The 16,391-nt window shown below is 62.3% G+C and carries 18 protein-coding genes; 8 read left to right on the top strand and 10 right to left on the bottom strand.

Going from position 1 to position 16,391, the window contains the following annotated elements; translation table 11 throughout:
• Positions 1–6: 6 nt before the first annotated feature.
• The 3 genes from Q4G32_RS04305 to Q4G32_RS04295 all read right to left on the bottom strand — a co-directional run bounded on the left by Q4G32_RS04305 (position 7) and on the right by Q4G32_RS04295 (position 1,709).
• Positions 7–390, bottom strand: coding sequence for a hypothetical protein (locus Q4G32_RS04305; protein WP_303349440.1), 384 nt, complete (start codon positions 388–390; stop codon positions 7–9).
• A gap of 120 nt (positions 391–510) precedes the next feature.
• Positions 511–1,155, bottom strand: coding sequence for a DsbA family protein (locus Q4G32_RS04300; protein WP_303349438.1), 645 nt, complete (start codon positions 1,153–1,155; stop codon positions 511–513).
• Between the two features lie 50 nt (positions 1,156–1,205).
• A complete protein-coding gene (locus Q4G32_RS04295) occupies positions 1,206–1,709 on the bottom strand; it encodes an asparaginase domain-containing protein (RefSeq protein ID WP_303349436.1) in 504 nt (167 codons plus the stop codon).
• Between the two features lie 144 nt (positions 1,710–1,853).
• On the opposite strand from Q4G32_RS04295, the gene Q4G32_RS04290 reads away from it, so the two are divergent.
• A complete protein-coding gene (locus Q4G32_RS04290; RefSeq protein WP_303349434.1) occupies positions 1,854–2,831 on the top strand; it encodes an MsnO8 family LLM class oxidoreductase in 978 nt (325 codons plus the stop codon).
• A gap of 84 nt (positions 2,832–2,915) precedes the next feature.
• Here Q4G32_RS04290 and Q4G32_RS04285 read toward each other — a convergent pair whose 3' ends face one another.
• Positions 2,916–3,239: a DUF2200 domain-containing protein gene (locus Q4G32_RS04285; RefSeq protein WP_441327458.1), complete on the bottom strand. Its 324-nt coding sequence runs from the start codon at positions 3,237–3,239 to the stop codon at positions 2,916–2,918.
• A gap of 83 nt (positions 3,240–3,322) precedes the next feature.
• Here Q4G32_RS04285 and Q4G32_RS04280 point away from each other — a divergent pair, with 83 nt between their 5' ends.
• Positions 3,323–3,865: a GNAT family N-acetyltransferase gene (locus Q4G32_RS04280; protein ID WP_303349431.1), complete on the top strand. Its 543-nt coding sequence runs from the start codon at positions 3,323–3,325 to the stop codon at positions 3,863–3,865.
• Between the two features lie 56 nt (positions 3,866–3,921).
• Here Q4G32_RS04280 and purU read toward each other — a convergent pair whose 3' ends face one another.
• The 5 genes from purU to Q4G32_RS04255 all read right to left on the bottom strand — a co-directional run bounded on the left by purU (position 3,922) and on the right by Q4G32_RS04255 (position 10,223).
• On the bottom strand, positions 3,922–4,851 hold the full coding sequence (purU, locus tag Q4G32_RS04275; RefSeq protein ID WP_441327457.1) for a formyltetrahydrofolate deformylase: 930 nt from the start codon (positions 4,849–4,851) through the stop codon (positions 3,922–3,924).
• A 30-nt stretch (positions 4,852–4,881) separates the two neighbouring features.
• Positions 4,882–5,667 (bottom strand): sarcosine oxidase subunit gamma, encoded by a 786-nt coding sequence (locus tag Q4G32_RS04270; protein ID WP_303349429.1) that lies wholly within the window; start codon positions 5,665–5,667, stop codon positions 4,882–4,884.
• Positions 5,660–8,608, bottom strand: coding sequence for a sarcosine oxidase subunit alpha family protein (locus Q4G32_RS04265; RefSeq protein ID WP_441327462.1), 2,949 nt, complete (start codon positions 8,606–8,608; stop codon positions 5,660–5,662). The genes Q4G32_RS04270 and Q4G32_RS04265 overlap by 8 nt, the downstream gene beginning before the upstream one ends.
• On the bottom strand, positions 8,602–8,928 hold the full coding sequence (locus Q4G32_RS04260; RefSeq protein WP_303349427.1) for a sarcosine oxidase subunit delta: 327 nt from the start codon (positions 8,926–8,928) through the stop codon (positions 8,602–8,604). The genes Q4G32_RS04265 and Q4G32_RS04260 overlap by 7 nt, the downstream gene beginning before the upstream one ends.
• Positions 8,929–9,005: 77 nt before the next feature.
• Positions 9,006–10,223 carry a sarcosine oxidase subunit beta family protein gene (locus tag Q4G32_RS04255; RefSeq protein WP_303349426.1) on the bottom strand — a complete coding sequence of 406 codons (1,218 nt, stop codon included), beginning with the start codon at positions 10,221–10,223 and terminating at the stop codon, positions 9,006–9,008.
• A 142-nt stretch (positions 10,224–10,365) separates the two neighbouring features.
• Between Q4G32_RS04255 and Q4G32_RS04250 the strand changes: the two genes are divergently transcribed.
• Complete coding sequence (locus tag Q4G32_RS04250; RefSeq protein ID WP_303349425.1) at positions 10,366–11,049, top strand: GntR family transcriptional regulator; 684 nt, start codon at positions 10,366–10,368, stop codon at positions 11,047–11,049.
• 33 nt (positions 11,050–11,082) lie between these two features.
• Here Q4G32_RS04250 and Q4G32_RS04245 read toward each other — a convergent pair whose 3' ends face one another.
• Complete coding sequence (locus Q4G32_RS04245) at positions 11,083–12,219, bottom strand: heparan-alpha-glucosaminide N-acetyltransferase domain-containing protein (RefSeq protein ID WP_303349423.1); 1,137 nt, start codon at positions 12,217–12,219, stop codon at positions 11,083–11,085.
• Between the two features lie 83 nt (positions 12,220–12,302).
• On the opposite strand from Q4G32_RS04245, the gene Q4G32_RS04240 reads away from it, so the two are divergent.
• The 5 genes from Q4G32_RS04240 (at position 12,303) to Q4G32_RS04220 (ending at position 16,343) form a co-directional block, all read left to right on the top strand.
• Complete coding sequence (locus Q4G32_RS04240) at positions 12,303–12,812, top strand: DUF805 domain-containing protein (RefSeq protein WP_303349422.1); 510 nt, start codon at positions 12,303–12,305, stop codon at positions 12,810–12,812.
• A gap of 146 nt (positions 12,813–12,958) precedes the next feature.
• Entirely contained in the window at positions 12,959–14,092 is a 1,134-nt protein-coding gene (locus Q4G32_RS04235; RefSeq protein WP_303349420.1) for a trans-sulfuration enzyme family protein, read from the top strand.
• A gap of 37 nt (positions 14,093–14,129) precedes the next feature.
• The gene (locus tag Q4G32_RS04230; protein WP_303349418.1) at positions 14,130–14,945 is read left to right on the top strand and encodes a transporter substrate-binding domain-containing protein; all 816 of its coding nucleotides are present in this window, start codon (positions 14,130–14,132) and stop codon (positions 14,943–14,945) included.
• Positions 14,942–15,616, top strand: a complete 675-nt coding sequence (locus Q4G32_RS04225) for an amino acid ABC transporter permease (RefSeq protein ID WP_303349417.1) — start codon at positions 14,942–14,944, stop codon at positions 15,614–15,616. The genes Q4G32_RS04230 and Q4G32_RS04225 overlap by 4 nt, the downstream gene beginning before the upstream one ends.
• On the top strand, positions 15,609–16,343 hold the full coding sequence (locus Q4G32_RS04220) for an amino acid ABC transporter ATP-binding protein (RefSeq protein WP_303349416.1): 735 nt from the start codon (positions 15,609–15,611) through the stop codon (positions 16,341–16,343). The genes Q4G32_RS04225 and Q4G32_RS04220 overlap by 8 nt, the downstream gene beginning before the upstream one ends.
• The last annotated feature ends 48 nt before the right edge of the window (positions 16,344–16,391 follow it).

Here is a 16,391-nt window from a genome sequence, read left to right as displayed (position 1 = left end):
TACCAATTACTCAGTGCGGGCCTGGATTGCATCCAAGGCCAGAGACAGTACGACGACGCCCCCTGCCATCCACCGGCGCGGATACCGCGTGCCCGTACGGGCCACCAGGTTCCGGATTCCCCTGTCCACCGGGAAGGATGCCGCGCACACGGCTGCCATGGCCACGCCCAGACCCCCGGAGACCAGGGCGATGGACCGGGCAGTGGGGGCGTCGTCGTCGGAATCTGGGCGCTCAGCGGTGGCCATCTGGTAAGCCGTGTACCCGGCTAGGCCTGCGGCAGGAAGCACCACGTACCCCACGCGGACACTGCGGGGCCAATCTTGCGGTTCCAGCAGGGCGAGCGCGCCGGTTGCTGCGGCCAGTGTGAGTGAAAGTGCCGGTGAAGTCATGGTTACACCGTACGGACCCTGGCAGACGCTGGCGTCATGCTCTGGGATGAATCGTGTCCTCCTCCAGAACTGAACCTCAATCAGCCTCCGCCGGACGCGCGGCCTGTTGGCCACCCCATCTCAGGGCGCCACGGCCATCTCAATCAGGCCGCGCATGTCCTCCATGGTCTCCGGTTGGATGCGTTCACCATCCAGGAAAAAGGTTGGGGTGGACGTGACTCCCAATGCTTCTGCGTCCAACTGATTCTGGGCAATTCGCTCCACGGTGGCGGGGTCCTGGTAATCCGCGCTGAACTGATCCATGTCCAGGCCAAGTTCCCGGGCATAGTCAAAGAAAGTGTCCCGTTGCGAAGACTGGCTGTTGCTCCACTCGTCAAAGTTCTCGAACAGGGTCTGATACATGGGCAAAAATTCGCCCTGTTCGGCAGCGGCTTCCGCAGCCTGTGCTGCCCCCAGCGAATTACCGTGCATCGGCAGGTAACGCACCACAAACGTGACCCGGTCCCCGTATTCTTCACGCAATTGCTCCATGTACGGATACAGGTCCGCGCAGGCCGGACACTCAAAATCCAGAACCTCCACGAACTCCGCTTGGTCACCGTCGGAGAGCGTGCGGCTGTCCTCGCGGACCAACTGCGCGTTGTGGGACGTGGAGGCTTGGGGCGTGGAGCTACCACCTGTTATCAACCCGAAGCCGATCACTCCCATCACCACAACGGCGGCGATACCCAAGGCGATCACAGTTGCTTGCAGGGCCCGTTTCATGGGGTCCTTCCTGTATACGTGTGTGGTGAGTCCCGCTCCCGTGGATTCAGTCAGGCATCCACGAACTGCCCACGCGAACGGTCCTTGACCACGCTACCTGCCGGAAAGACCCGCCCGCTCATTGCAATGTAGATCCCGGGTTCCAGCAATTGCACGGCGGCAAATGCAGCGCCCACGTTGAAATGTGAGTCCGTGAGCTTCAGAGAAGCCGGCTGCATGGCCCCGGTGAACACAATCACCTTGTCCACCACGTTTTTGCCGTGGGTCTGAACGTAGTTTGCCGTGTCCGTCATGGTGTCCGTGCCGTGGGTGATCACCACACGCTTGGCGTCCAACGCCTCCAGCCGATCCAGCAAAATCTGGCGGTCCTCATCCACGATGTCCAGACTGTCCTTGCGCAGCACCGACTCCACCGTGACCGATACCGTGGGGCGCACAATCTGCAGGATGTCCTCAACGGCGGGGTCACCAATTTCCAACTCGCCGGCCAAGGAATAGATCTTGTCAATGGTGCCGCCGGTGCTCAGCAGCGTGATGCTTGGAGATTCACTCACGGAGATGTTCACTTCCTGATCGTGCCCGAGTCTGGGCCTCTTGCCATGTGGGGCCACTACCATGGTGGGCCCGTTGCCATGGTGGACCGGGGACTGAGGATACCGGGCGGAATGTTCCGGCAGCACCGTGCGCTGCACTCATTGATGGAGATTCCTGTTTCGCTACTGGACCGGTCCCGTACCCATACGGGTCAATCGGATGCCGCTGCACTGCATCAGACGGTGGCACGCGCACAGCATGCCGAGCAGGCTGGCTACCACCGTTTCTGGGTTTCGGAGCATCACGGTGTTCCCGGTGTGGCTTCAGGTCGTCCGGCGCTGATGGCACAAGCAGTCGCTGCAGCAACGGATCACATCCGCGTGGGCTCCGGTGGGGTCATGCTGCCGAATCACCGGCCCATGGTGGTGGCCGAGGAATTCGCCATGTTGGCAGCCCTGCACGGGCACCGCTTCGACCTTGGTCTTGGCCGTTCACTGGGATTCACCAAGGCGGTCCGCGAGGCCCTGGCCGCCGCCGAGGCCCGCCCACAAGGGTTCCTTGAAGACATCAGTGCCGTACGCGCCTACCTGGCTGGTACTGCGCCCGTGACCATCCGCCCCAGCGTGACAGCGCCCATTCCCCTTTTTGTGCTGGGTACGGGTTCGGGGCTGAAGTTTGCCGCCGAGCTGGGCTTGCCTGCGGTGGTAGGTGGCCCCCTCCTTCAGGGCTCCTCTGATACCTTCACCGAATATCGACGCACCTTCCAGCCCAGCGCGCAGCTCCGTGAGCCGTATCTAGTGGTGTCCGTGGAGATTTTTGTTGCCGATTCTGCCCAACAAGCACGGGACCTCCCACTCCCGGAGGCCTGGGCCATGGCTGTCTCCCGCACCACAGGTACTTTCCCGCCTCTGGTTCCAACGACGACGATCCCCACCCACCGCACGTCCAAACAGCAGGAGTACATGGATCAGGCGCTCAACACCGGAATCACAGGTACCCCGGACCACGTAGCAGATCAGCTGCAGGACCTCCTGGCGCGCACGGGAGCGCAGGAAATCATGAACACGGCCTCCACTTTTGACACCCAGGCCCTCTACCGGTCCGATCAGCGGCTGGTGGAGGTGGTGCGCGCCATGGGCTGAGGTTCGCGTGCGTCGAGATCATGGGGTACGTAAGATTTGAGGCCAAAATCCACGCGTGCCCCATGATCTCGGCGCGAGCAGGCGTCAGGTGCGCAGGATCTTCTCCAGGGCCTTGCCGCGCGCCAGCTCATCCACCAGCTTGTCCAAGTAGCGCACCTTCTGCATCAAGGGGTCTTCAATGTCCTCCACCCGGACCCCGCAGATCACCCCTTTGATCAACGCCACGTTGGGGTTCAGCTCGGCCTGGTCAAAGAATGCCGGGAAGGTGGTTTTTTCGGTCAGGTGGCGTTCCACGGCGTCGTCGTCGTAGCCGGTGAGCCACTGGATCACCTGATGCAGTTCAGCGGTGGTGCGCCCCTTCTTTTCCACCTTGGTCACGTAATGCGGGTAGACGTCAGCAAAGGCCATTCTTTCGATTCTGTTCACACCCCGCAGGTTAGCCTGGGACTTCGGCGACCGTAGATCCGGCCACACACCGCAGGAGGCAGTCCGTGACCGACCCCCATCTTCCGCTGACCACGGACCGTTTGGTACTGCGGCCTTACCAGGATGACGACGTCGAACGCCTCCTGCCCATCTACTCCCAACCGGACGTTGCGCGATATCTGTTGGAAGAGCCCTGGACCGAGGATTACGCCAGGGCTGAAGTTGCCAAGCGGAAGGCCCGGACAGATCTGAACTCCGGTGAACGGGCGCTGAACCTGATTGCCACGTTCCGGGGCCAACCGGTGGCCATGGTGGCTTTGTGGCGCGCCGGAGAACCGGATGGATGTTTGGAGATCGGTTGGACCGTGGACCCCGCATTCAGCGGGCGGGGTTTTGCCAGTGAAGCCGCCGCCTGCATCCTGCACCACGGGCTTGCCACACCAGGTGTCCATCGAGTGGAAGCTCAAATGGATGGGCGCAACAGCGCTTCTGCGCGGCTGGCTCAACGCATTGGCATGGTTCAGGAGGGGCATCTACGCAAGAACTGGTGGGCCAAGGGTGAGTGGACGGACACTTTGGTTTTCGCCTCCGTCGAGATCATGGATTGACCCAATTTTTTCGCTTAAAACTGCTGCAAACCATGATCTCGGCGGAGGGGAGGGGGTTAGCGCAGGACCACCGTGCGGTTTCCACGCAGGATCACTCGGCCTTCACAGTGCCATTTGACGGCGTCGGAGAGGGCTTTGCATTCGGTGTCCCGCCCGGCGGCCACCAGGTCCTCCGGCCCGTAGGCGTGGTTCACGTCCACCACCTGTTGGGCAATGATGGGGCCCTCGTCCAGCTCCGCATTGACGTAGTGCGCTGTGGCACCCACCGTTTTGACCCCGCGCTCGTAGGCCTGATGGTAGGGCTTGGCACCTTTGAAGCTGGGCAGAAATGAATGGTGGATGTTGATCACCCGCCCCTCCATCCGGGTGGCCAGGGCATCGCTGAGCACCTGCATGTAACGGGCCAGCACCACCAAATCCACCTCAAAGCGGTCCACCAGTTCCAGCAGCTTGGATTCGGCTTCCGGTTTGGTGTCCGCGGTGACGGGCACGTGGAAGAACGGGATGCCGTGCCATTCCACCAGCCTCTGGTGATCGCGGTGATTGGAGACCACGGCCACAATGTCCACCGGCAGTTCTCCGGTCCGCGCCCGGAACAGGAGGTCATTGAGGCAGTGCCCAAACTTGGAGACCATCACCAGCACCCGCCGTTTGGTCCCGTGTTCCACCAGGTCCCACCGCATCCCAAACCGCTGCCCCAACTCCCCCAGGCTCGCCCGCAGGTGCTGAGCATCAGCCCCGCTCGACGACGACGGCGCCACGTGGACCCGCATGAAGAAGTGTCCCTGTCTGCGATCATCAAACTGGGTGAGTTCCACGATGGTGTAGCCGTGTTCCAGCAGGACCCCGCTCACGGCATGGACAATGCCCGAAGCCTCCGGACAATCCAACGTGAGCACCAATTCCGCAGGCGAGCCGTCTTGCGAGAGCCCGGAGTCCTGGGCGGGTGCGGCGGTGTTGGCAGGGATGGGCGACCCGTTCTCCATGGCTGTCTCCTTGGTGTGGTGTAGCGCGGTTCAGTGCTGTTGCGCTCCCGCTGTTGTCAGGTTTGCTGCCTCCGGCTGGTGCACTGGGCTGAACTCGGTCATGGCATCCAGCAACCACTGGGCCACGAACTGCGCAAAGGACGAACGCGGCATCAACCGCCAGGTGTCCGGGTGGGTGCGCCATAGCACCACCTGCACGGGCCCCAACGTGGTGGACACTGCCGAGTTCACGGGGAAGGCCCTGGGGTGCAGATCCATGGGGCAGCCTTTTTCCAGCACCTCGCGGGCATGGGGCCCTGCGATCTCCAACGTGGTCCGGTTGGCAGAGAGGTCCACCACCTGTCCCCGGTCCGGGGAGTCCGCCATGGCTGCCGTCAGCCGCACGGTGAGCGGGTGGGTGGACAACGTGGGCAGAGCACCGTGCGAGGCCTCGGTGTCCTGCATGGCGTCAACCCCATCCTGGGTGGCGTTCTCACGCAGGTGACGTTGGGCGGGATCGCTGGTCAACCCTGGCGGTAGTTCCACGGCATCTTGGGTCACCAGAAGGAACTCATCGGGCCCCTGCCACAGCACAGCACAGTCTCCCGGCTCACCGGTCACCTGACCGTGGGCTGATGGCCAGTCCAGTCCCGTGATTTCCGCCAGTTCATGGGCCACCGGGGAGCCCGGATCAATGCGTATCCCCACCATGTTCAGAAACGGAATCTCCCGCAGCACCACGGTCTCAGAGGAGCCAGCCTGCTGCATGGTCTGGGCCAGGTGGGACAACGGGCTGCGCCGCAGCCCCGCAAGATCGGTTCGACTGCGCTCAACCATCACGGCGCTTCCCTTCGGGGTCGTAGAGCACGGGTTCGGCCAGGACGACGTCGATCAACTCACCATCGTGTGGCACCTGCAAGGTTTCTCCGATCCGCGAGCGCCCAGCCTTGACCAGGGCCAGCCCAAACGTGCGCTTCAGGGCTGCACTGCGGTAGCTGGAGGTCACGTGACCCTGCATGGGCACGGGGCCATCCTGCGCGGTGATGCCCTTCTGCGATGTGACGACACTGCCGTGATTGACCAGCTGGGCGCCTTCTTCCAACCGCACTGTGGGGTCGACGGGCAGCACGGCCACCAATTGTTTGCGGTCCGCGGCCAGTGCCAGCGGCCGATCGTAGGAGCGGCGACCAATGAAGTCCTTGGTCTTGGACACCACCCAATCCATGCCCAAATCCTGCGGGGTCACGGTGCCATCAGTGTCCTGACCAACAATGGGGAAGGCCTTTTCCGCGCGCAGCACGTGCATGGTCTCCGTGCCGTACGGGGTGATCCCATACGGGGCACCGGCTTGCGCCACGGCCTCCCAGACGGCCATCCCATACCAGGTGGCCACGTTGATTTCGTAGGCCAGTTCACCGGAGAACGAGATGCGGCACACCCGTGCCGGGATACCGTTGGCCAGCACGGTTTCCTTGAACGCCATGAACGGGAAGGCCTCCTGGGAGACATCCAAATCCGGGACCAGTTGGGCCACCACGTCCCGGGATTTGGGCCCCACCACCGCCACGGCGGCCCACTGCTCCGTCACGGAGGTCATGGTCACGTCCAGCTCCGGCCATTCGGTCTGGGACCACTCCTCCAACCACTCCAAAACCTTGGCGGCGCCACCGGTGGTGGTGGTCATCAGGTAGCGGTCCTCGTCAAGGCGCAGGGAGACGCCGTCGTCGAACACCATGCCGTCCGCCGAGCACATCACGCCGTAGCGGGCCATGCCTGGCTTCAATTTCTTGAAAGCGTTGGTGTAGATCCGGTTCAGGAACTCCCCGGCGTCCACCCCACGAATCTCGATCTTGCCCAGCGTGGTGACGTCCATGAACCCCACGGACTCGCGCACGGCCGCACACTCCCGCAACACGGCGGCCTCCATGTCCTCCCCCGCCTGCGGGTAGTACCAGGGGCGCTTCCACTGCCCCACGTCCTCGAACTCGGCACCGTGGTCCACATGCCAGGAATGGATGGAGGTGGTGCGGGCTGGATCGTAGAGATGTCCACGACGCCGCCCCGCCAGTGCCGCAAAACTCACCGGTGTGTAGGGGGCCCGGTAGGTGGTGGTTCCAAAACCGCCCACGTCCGGATTGTTGAGCGCTGCGGCGATCACTCCGATGGCATTGACGCCGGAGGTCTTGCCCTGGTCATTGGCGGTGGAGATGGAGGTGTAGCGCTTGATGTGTTCCACCGAACGCATGCCCGCACCAACCGAACGCAGCACGTCAGCCACGGTTTGATCGCGCTGAAAGTCCACAAAGTGCTGGGAGAAGTCCTGGTGGTCGCCACCTGGGTTGGTCATCAGCCACAGTGGTCGAGTGGGGGTGATGGAGGTGAACGTACCCGTGACTTCCACGTGTCCCGGGTGTTCAAGTGGCTCGCCCTCCCCTGCTGCGGCAGCGGCTTGTTGACCTGCCCGGGCACCTTCTGAGAGACACCCCGCCAAGTCCATGGTGCCGTTGCACGATCCCACCACGAACTGGTCATCGACCGCGTGGGTGGGCACATAGCCCGCCAGCTTGTTGTCCCAGGTCAGCTTCCCCTGGCGCTGACTGTGCAGGTGCACCACCGGGCTCCAACCGCCGGAGGCGGCCAATACATCCGCAGAGAGGGTTTCAACGGGGCCGGTGGGTGCGGCGTCGTCGTCGATCCCACAGACCGTGACGGAGCTGAGCCGACCCTGCTCACCGTCGCCGACGGTGTCCACCACAGCGCTGCTGGTCAGCACCCGCAGTCCCGCGCGGTCGGCCAACTGCGCAGCCTCCGGCCCCGGTGCGGGGCGAGAATCGACGACGGCGGCCACCGTCACCCCCGCAGCCGCCAGATCGGCCGCTGTTGTGTAGGCGGAATCATTGGTGGTGGCCACAACCACCGCGTGACCGGCGGCCACTGCGTAGCGATTGAGGTACGTGCGGACGGCGGCAGCCAGCATGATGCCCGGGCGGTCGTTATTGGAAAACACCAGCGGACGTTCATGGGCCCCGGTGGCCAGGACCACCTGGGCCGCACGGACATGCCAGATCCGTTCGCGGGAGACTCCGGGGGCCGGGGCTTCCGGGAGGTGATCCGTGCGGCGTTCCACGGCCACCACGTAGTTGGAGTCATAGCTGCCGATAGCCGTGGTGCGTGCCAGGTAGGTGGCCTCCGGCTGCTGCTCAAAATCCGCGATGGTGTGCTGCACCCAATCCAGGGCGGGGACGCCGTTGATCTGCTCATCGCGGGAGCTCAGGAGGGACCCACCCGGTGCGGGTTGGTCGTCCATGAGCAGAACGCGGGCACCGGTTGCTGCGGCCTGGGCGGCAGCTGCCAAACCCGCAGGGCCTGCGCCGATCACCAGGACATCCGTGTGCACGTACTTGTGGTCGTAGTACGCCTCATCCGTGGCTGGGTCCAGATGACCCAGACCCCTCAGATGGGTGGCGTTCAATCCTTCAATCAGCTCCACTGTGGTGGAGGGCAGCATGGATTCATCAACGTCTACAGCATGGCGGGCGGTCACCTTCAGCAGCGCGTTCGGTTCTTCCACACCTGCGGCCAGTACCCCGCGCGGGCGAGCCCGGTACATGGAGTCAGCACAGGTGATCACGCCGTTGGCCAGCAGAGCGGAAGCTACGGTGTCCCCGGGGTGACCCTGAAATTCACGGCCGTCCACCGTGAAGGTGAGTATCCCCTGGCGATTGATCCCGTGCCCCGCTGCATGCTCTGTGGCCAGGCGATGTGTCTGAGTCACAATGCACCTCCCGTGCTGGACTCACCGCGATGCTGCACCTCATGAGCATCTGGTCCCGGGCGGGGATCGGTGAGCCGGTACACGGCTTCCACCTTGTACGTGGTGGTGTCCCGGAGCACGTTGAACCACCGTCGACAGCCGGCGGTGTGCACCCATCGTTCAGCCAGCAGGCCCTTGGTGTTCTTGCGGTAGAACAGGTATTCACCCCACTGCTTGTCCGTCAGCGCAGCCGGATCCTCCGGGTACGGCACGTGTGCTTCACCGCCGTAGTGGTATTCGGTTTCATCACGTGGCCCGCAATAGGGGCAGTCGATCAGCAACATGGTCTCGTCTCCAACACGGTGGTCTTTGTTCTTGGGGTCGGCAACGTCGTCGTCGTGCGGGTGTGTGAGGAGCTAGGTCAATGGGCGACGGCGGCCGCCCCGTGTTCATCAATCAGGGCCCCGGTTTCAAAACGCTCCAGGCTGAACGGCGCGTTCAGGGGGTGCGGTTCATCCGTGGCAATCGTGTGCGCAAAAGCAAAACCGGCACCCGGCGTGCCCTTGAATCCGCCAGTCCCCCAGCCGCAGTTCACGTACATCTGATCCACCGGAGTTTTGGACACGATTGGTGAGGCATCCAGGGTGACGTCCACAATGCCGCCCCAGGTCCGCAGAACGTGGGCCCGAGCAAAGATGGGGAACAGCTCCACGGCGGCCGCCATCTGCTGTTCGATCACGTGGAAGGCGCCGCGCTGCCCGTAGCCGTTGTAGGCATCAATCCCGGCACCCATGACCAGTTCACCCTTGTGGGCCTGGGACACGTAAACGTGCACGTGATTGGACATCACCACGGTGGGGTGGACTGGTTCGTGGAGTTCAGAGACCAAGGCCTGCAGCGGGTGGGACTGAATAGGGAGCTGGAAACCCGCCATTTCTGCCAGGACGGAAGAATGTCCCGCACCGCACAGTGCCACTTTGCCTGCGTGAATGGTGCCGCGCGTGGTCTCCACTCCCGTGACACGCTCGCCATCCTTGAGGAAGCCCGTGATCTCGCAGTTCTGGATGATGTCCACGCCCATCTCATCGGCCTTTCGCGCGAAGGCCCAGGCCACGTGGTCATGCTTGGCTATTCCGGCGCGTGGTTGATACGTGGCCCCCATGATGGGATACCGAATGTTGTCCCCGATGTTGATGATGGGGCACAGTTCTTTGACCTGCTGCGGGTTCAACCATTCGGCATCCACACCATTGAGCTTGTTGGCGTTCACGCGCCGAACGCTCTCGCGGACATCTCCCAGGGTGTGGGCCAGGTTCATGACACCGCGCTGGGAAAACAGGAAGTCGTATTCCAGCTCTTCCGGGAGGATTTCCCACAGCTTGAGGGACTGCTCATAAATGGCCGCGGATTCATCCCACAGGTAGTTGGAACGAATGATGGTGGTGTTGCGTGCCATGTTGCCCCCGGCCAGCCAGCCGCGCTCGCACACCGCAATGTTGGTGATGCCGTGGTGTTTGGCCAGATAGTAGGCCGTGGCCAGGCCGTGCCCGCCACCGCCCACAATCACGACGTCGTAGGAAGGCTTGGGATCGGGGTTGCGCCACAGAAAATCTGGGTGTTCCGGGAGCAGGTCAGCCATGGATGGCTCCCTTCGCGGCTCAGCAAGAGTGCTGATACGGGACTGATATATCTGTTGTGCGGCCACGCTATGCTAGGGCGTGATTCGGTGTCAATGACCTTGGAAAAGACGACGGAGCAGAGATGCGAAAGGAGCAGCTGACATGAGCGTTCAACCTACCGCCACGGGAACAGCCGCTACACGGCCAACTGCCGCTCCATCCCTGGCGGACCAGGCGTTCGAGCAGCTTCAAGACCGCCTGATCTTCCTGGACATCACCCCGGGGGCTCCCGTCAATGAGGGTGAGTTGTCGCGCGAACTCGGTGTGGGGCGAACCCCCCTGCGGGAAGCACTCAAACGCCTTGAATCCGAGCATCTGGTCATGACGTACCCGCGGCGTGGCACCTTTGCCACGCCGGTGGACATCACCACACTGTCGGAAATCTCCCAGGTCCGTGAAGCCCTGGAGCCCCTTGCCGCAAAGCTGGCGGCTGAGAAAGGTGGCGGCAAGCGGCGTGCTGAGCTGGAGGGGCTGATCCGGGAGTTGGCAACCACTGCGTCGTCGTCGGTGGACCCGGACCACACCCTGCGGTGGGACCGGCGCATCCACCGAGTCATCTATGCTGCCGCCGGCAACAGCCACCTACAGGCCACCCTGGAGCGATACAACAACTTGGCCACGCGCATCTGGTGTGTGGTGGCGGACCGGCTGCCCGTGCTGCACGAACACATTGCGGCCCACGGGGCGCTGCTCACGGCGATTGTGGAAGGACAAGCTGACGCGGCTGCGGCCACCATGCGCACCCACGTCCAGGAGTTCGAGGCTCACATCCGCCAGGCCCTCTAACCCCTCTCCCCTCCGCCGAAAACATGGTTTCTCTTAAATTTTCGGCAGATTTTTGGGAGAAACCATGTTTTCGGCGGAGTGGAGCAGGGTTTCCATGGGTCCGCGGCCCACCAACAGGGCCCACGCGATACAGCCCGCGGCAACCCCCAGCGTCATGGGCCAGAACGGATCCAATGCGCGGAATCCATCCAGTGGATCAATCACCCATCCCACCTCCGGATTGCTCATCATCCACACTCCCCACACCACCAGATGCGCCACGTAGGCGGTCAACGGCATGGACCCCAGCACCCGTACAGGCCAGAGAGGCCATCTCATCCACGTGCGCCCCACCAGCACACACACGCCTATGAGCGCGACCGCAAAGCCCCCGGAACCCACTGCCTCACCCACGCCGGAGGAGTGCGGATAACTCTGCAGCACGCTCAGCGCCCACAGCCGCGTCCCCGGGGGCAGATAATCGCCATAGGTGTCCACCACGGCATTGCCCACAGGCCCCACCATCCCGTATCCCACGACGGCGGCCGCCACGCCTCCCGCGATCATCACCAGCAGCCGCCGCGTTCCCCCGGTCAGCATTCGTCCCACCACCAGGCCCACGGCAATGAAGGCCACCCACAGCACGAACGGATAGTTCCACCCGAGCGCGTTGAAGAGGGCATCACCCGGGGTGTCTGGGACAGGTGGTCCGTTGCGGTTGACCAGCGCCACCACGAACGGGGCCGCTGTGACCACCACCGCAGCCACAACCAGCAGCACCCTGGTGGACCAGGTCACCATGACGGCCCCAGCCAACAGAAGCAGACCGTACGCGGGCAGGACGATGTAAACGGGCACCCCAAAGCCCAGTAGTCCCAACCCCAAGGTCCAGATGATGACTGCACGAATGGCGATGGATTGCCGAGCATTGTTGCGCTGCCCCAACAGCCCCAGGGACACACCAGCCAATGTGGCAAAGACGATGGACGACCGCCCCTCCACCACCCCCAGCCAGGTTTCCGGAGTGGCCCAGACCAGTTCCGGAACCAGCATCAGGTGAGCTGCAAACATGCCCAGGATCGCCAAACCGCGGGCAAGGTCAATGCCAGGTTCGCGGCGCGGAGGCTCCAAGCGCAGGGCATTACGGCGCAGGTGCGCGGCAAGACTGTTCTGTTGTGGTTGGTGGATCATCGCAGCCGATTGTGCCCGGCCCACCTGGGGACACACTGAAGCGGAACTTTGTTGTGGTTGAGCTGCCCCATTAGCGTTGACACATGACCGCAACCACCTTGGATGGCCGTCTGGTCCGAATCCCTGCACCTCCGCGCCGAGTGGGGTTCCTGCAAGCCATCGGGCTGTTCTACCGTCGGTACTTTGTGCTCCTGGGCAGGTCATCACGGTCCGAGTACTGGTACGGATTCCTCTACGGCACGGCACTTCAGGTGCTCCTGGCATTGGCATTCGTCCTGGCCGGAGGGACGAGCTTTCTGGCCTATTTCACGGCACCTCCCGGTACTGAGGCAGGAGCGGCCGCAGTGGTGGACTTCATCGGCCAAGGGGTAGGCCTTGTGCACGTAATCCCGTCCGTCACCTCCACAGTCAGGCGCTTGCACGACGCCGGATACTCCGGCTGGTTCTTCCTGATCGCCCTTCTGCCTCTGCTGGGCCCTGTGATTCTGCTGTTCTTCCTCCTGAGACCATCCGTTCCCCTGAGCCCGGAATTCGCCCACCTCGGCTATGACTGGGAGGACGACAAACGGTTTGCCGAACCGTTCCGTTCTTAAGAACAGCGCCCGCATCCAGCCAACTGAAACGCTGCGTCACAAAACCTATGGGGCACACCACAGTCTGCCCCTGTCCGGACTATTCCTGTGGCCAGAGTTGGTTGTAGGCACAAGAATCAGGTCCTCACCACCAATCAGGAGCAATCGTGTCCGGCTTCAACACCCGCGTGATTCACGCACTGCATGACGTCCACCTGGGCGCCGTCGTGCCCCCTATCCACACCGCCTCCACCTTCCTGCAGCCCACTGAGGGCGGCGAAGGTGAGTTCGAGTACCAGCGCGGCTCCAACCCAACCCGCACGGACGCAGAGACGACACTGGCTGCCCTGGAAGGCGCTGAACACGCGTTCGCTTTTTCCACAGGCATGGCAGCCACGGGCTCCGTTCTGGGCATGCTGGCATCCGGGGACGAAGTGATCATGGGGCTGCCCGTGTACGGCGGAAATTACCGGTGGGCCACCATCGAGCTACCCAAGCGTGGCGTGACCACCACCTTTGTTCCTGATCTGAACCAGCTCACGGATGAGCACTTCACGGCTTCCGTGAAAATGGTTTTCCTGGAAACCCCCACCAACCCCACGCTGCGTGTGGCTGACATTCGCCGGATTGCGGATCTGGCGCACTCCCACGGCGCGCTGGTGGTGGTGGACAACACCTTCCTGACCCCGTATTTGCAGCGTCCGCTGGAATTGGGGGCCGACATCACCGTGCAGTCCGCCACCAAATACTTGGGCGGCCACGGGGACCTTTTGGCCGGTGTGGTGGCCACCAACGACGACGACCTTGCCGCCACCATCGCCCAGTCACAGGTGATTTTGGGCGGAGTGCTCTCCCCCATGGATTCCTACCGTCTCCTGCAAAACGTCAAGACTTTGGGCATCCGCCTGGACCGTCAGCAGGAGAACACAGCCAAGATTGTTGCTGCTCTGCGTGAACATCCATCCGTGGCACGGGTTCTGGAACCGGGTTCCTTCAACGCAGAGGAAGCGCGGATTCAGAACCAGCAAGCTACTGGTAACGGAGCCGTTTTTGGCTTTGAACTGGTTGACGGCAAGGACGTTCGGGCTTTCCTGGCGGAATTGAAGGTGTTTGGTTTTGCAGTCAGCCTGGGCGGTATTGAGTCTTTGATCTGCTTGCCTGCACATATGACTCACGGTGCGTACTCGGATGAGGACCGTGCTTTGGCCGAAATTCCGGAGAACCTGTTGCGCGTTGCTGTGGGCATTGAAGATGCCGACGACCTGATTGAGGACCTGATCCATGCGATCGATGCAGCCTGAGACTCGTGTATCTCGTGCACCGGGCATGAGCTCCCCAGTGAGCCGGCGCGCCGTGATCGGCGGCTTGGGCTTGGGCGCCATGTCCCTGGCGTTGGCGGCGTGCTCAGGTGGGGGCAGTACGACGTCGTCATCAGCGGCCTCCGGTGACGAACTGGAGAAGATCCAGCAGGCCGGTGAAATCCGAATCGGCATGGAGGGCACGTTCCAGCCCTACGGTTACCACGACTCCACCGGCGAGCTGGTGGGCTTTGAGAAGGAAATTGCGGATCTGGTGGCCGCCGATTTGGGCGTAAAACCGGTATATGTGGAAACCCAGTGGGATTCCCTGATTGCCGGCGTTGATGTGGGCCGATACGACATTGTGATCAACAACATTGCCCCAACGGATGCCCGCCGTGAGGTCTTTGATTTTTCGATTCCCTATGCCATCAGTGAGGGCAAGGTGGGTGTCTCTGGCGATTCCCCCCTGCAATCCGTGGATGAAATCGCGGGTCACTCTGCAGCACAGACGGAGACCTCCAATTTTGGCCAGGAGATGGCCAAAGCTGGTGCAGATCTTGTACCCGTCACCGGCTTTGACGAAGCAATCATGCTGGTCTCCTTTGACCGTGTGGACATGACCGGAAATGACTACGTGACCTTTGAGGCGTTCTTCCAGCAACGCCCTGACGTTGACATTCGCCTGCTGGATGGCACCTTGGGCGATCCAGCTGAGTCTGCAATCCTGATGGCCAAGGGGCAGGACAGCCTCAAAGCCGCCATTGATGAATCCCTACGTACCCACATGGACAACGGCGATCTGGCGCGTATTTACCAGAAGTACGTGTCCCTTGACCTCACACCGGAATCATGACTGAACTTTTCTCACTCTGGGCCGATTCGCTGCCCCAACTGCTGCTGGCCACCATCACGGTGACCATCCCTTTGAGCATCATTGCCTTCATCCTGGCGCTGGTGGTTGCTGTGGTGGCCACATCCATGCGCATGGGCCGGATTAAGCCGCTGCAATGGATCTCCCGCTTTTACGTTTGGCTTTTCCGGGGAACACCCATCCTGGTGCAGCTGTTCATCATCTTCTACGGTCTGCCGGCCATTGGAATCACGCTGTCCGCATGGACATCAGCAATCATCGCGTTCACTCTGAACACAGGGGCCTACGCTGCTGAGACTCTGCGGGCTTCCGTGCAATCCATTCCCCGCGGGCAGATCGAAGCCGCCAAGACCCTGAACTACACAGGGTGGCAGATGCTGCGGCACGTGATTGCTCCGCAGGCGCTGCGCATTGCCCTCCCACCCTTGGGCAATGACCTGATTGACCTGGTCAAGGGCACTTCCTTGGTCATGGTGATCACCCTGGCTGATGTGTTCCAGGTGGGTCGCCAGATTGCTGCCACCACCTTCCAGCCGCTTGCGCTCTACATGGAAGTGGCCGCCATTTACCTGCTGCTGTTCACCATCTTGTCCGTGCTCCAGTCCCGCCTGGAGAAGGTCTCCAACCGTTACGTCAGGAGCACCAATGCTTGAGTTGAAGAACGTTTCCAAGACTTTCGGGGACAATGCTGTTCTCTCGGATGTCTCTCTGAGCATTCCGGACGGCCAGACCACTGTGATCTTGGGGCCCTCCGGTTCCGGTAAGTCCACGCTGCTGCGGTTCATGAACCTTTTGGAGGTCCCGGACACGGGATCACTGACGGTCAACGCGGACTCGGTCAGTTTTGGTGGCCGTTTGAGCGATTCCCAGATTCGCTCCATTCGCAAGCACTCGGCCATGGTGTTCCAGGGGTACAACCTGTTCCCCAACCAAACCGTGCTGGGCAACGTGAGCCTGCCCCCGGTGCTCAATGGCAAGATCTCCAAGGATGAAGCCCGCTCCCGCGCCCAGTCCTACCTGGATCGTGTGGGCATGGGGAATCGTCTGGACGAGTACCCGGACAACCTCTCTGGCGGCCAGCAGCAGCGTGTGGCCATTGCCCGGGCCCTGGCCGTGGAACCGGACTTTCTGTTGTTCGATGAACCCACCTCAGCACTTGACCCTGAACTGGCCGCCGGGGTCACCCACGTGATGGTGGACCTGGCCCAAGAAGGCCGCTCCCTGGTGGTGGTCACTCACAACATTGAGTTCGCCCGGACCGTGGCACAGCGCGTGATCTTCCTGGCCGACGGCGGCATTGGGTTCGACGGCGCCCCGCAGGACTTCTTTGCCTCCGACTCCGAGCGAATCCAGCGGTACCTGAGCACCTACGGGAGCTGATGACGGCACACCTCGACCAGGTTGACCAACTTGGTTGACCAACTTGGT

This window comes from Kocuria sp., from assembly GCF_030538595.1.
Taxonomy (GTDB): Bacteria; Actinomycetota; Actinomycetes; order Actinomycetales; family Micrococcaceae; genus Kocuria.
Note: the sequence above shows the minus strand (reverse complement) of the source record. Positions and strands in the feature narration are given on the sequence as shown.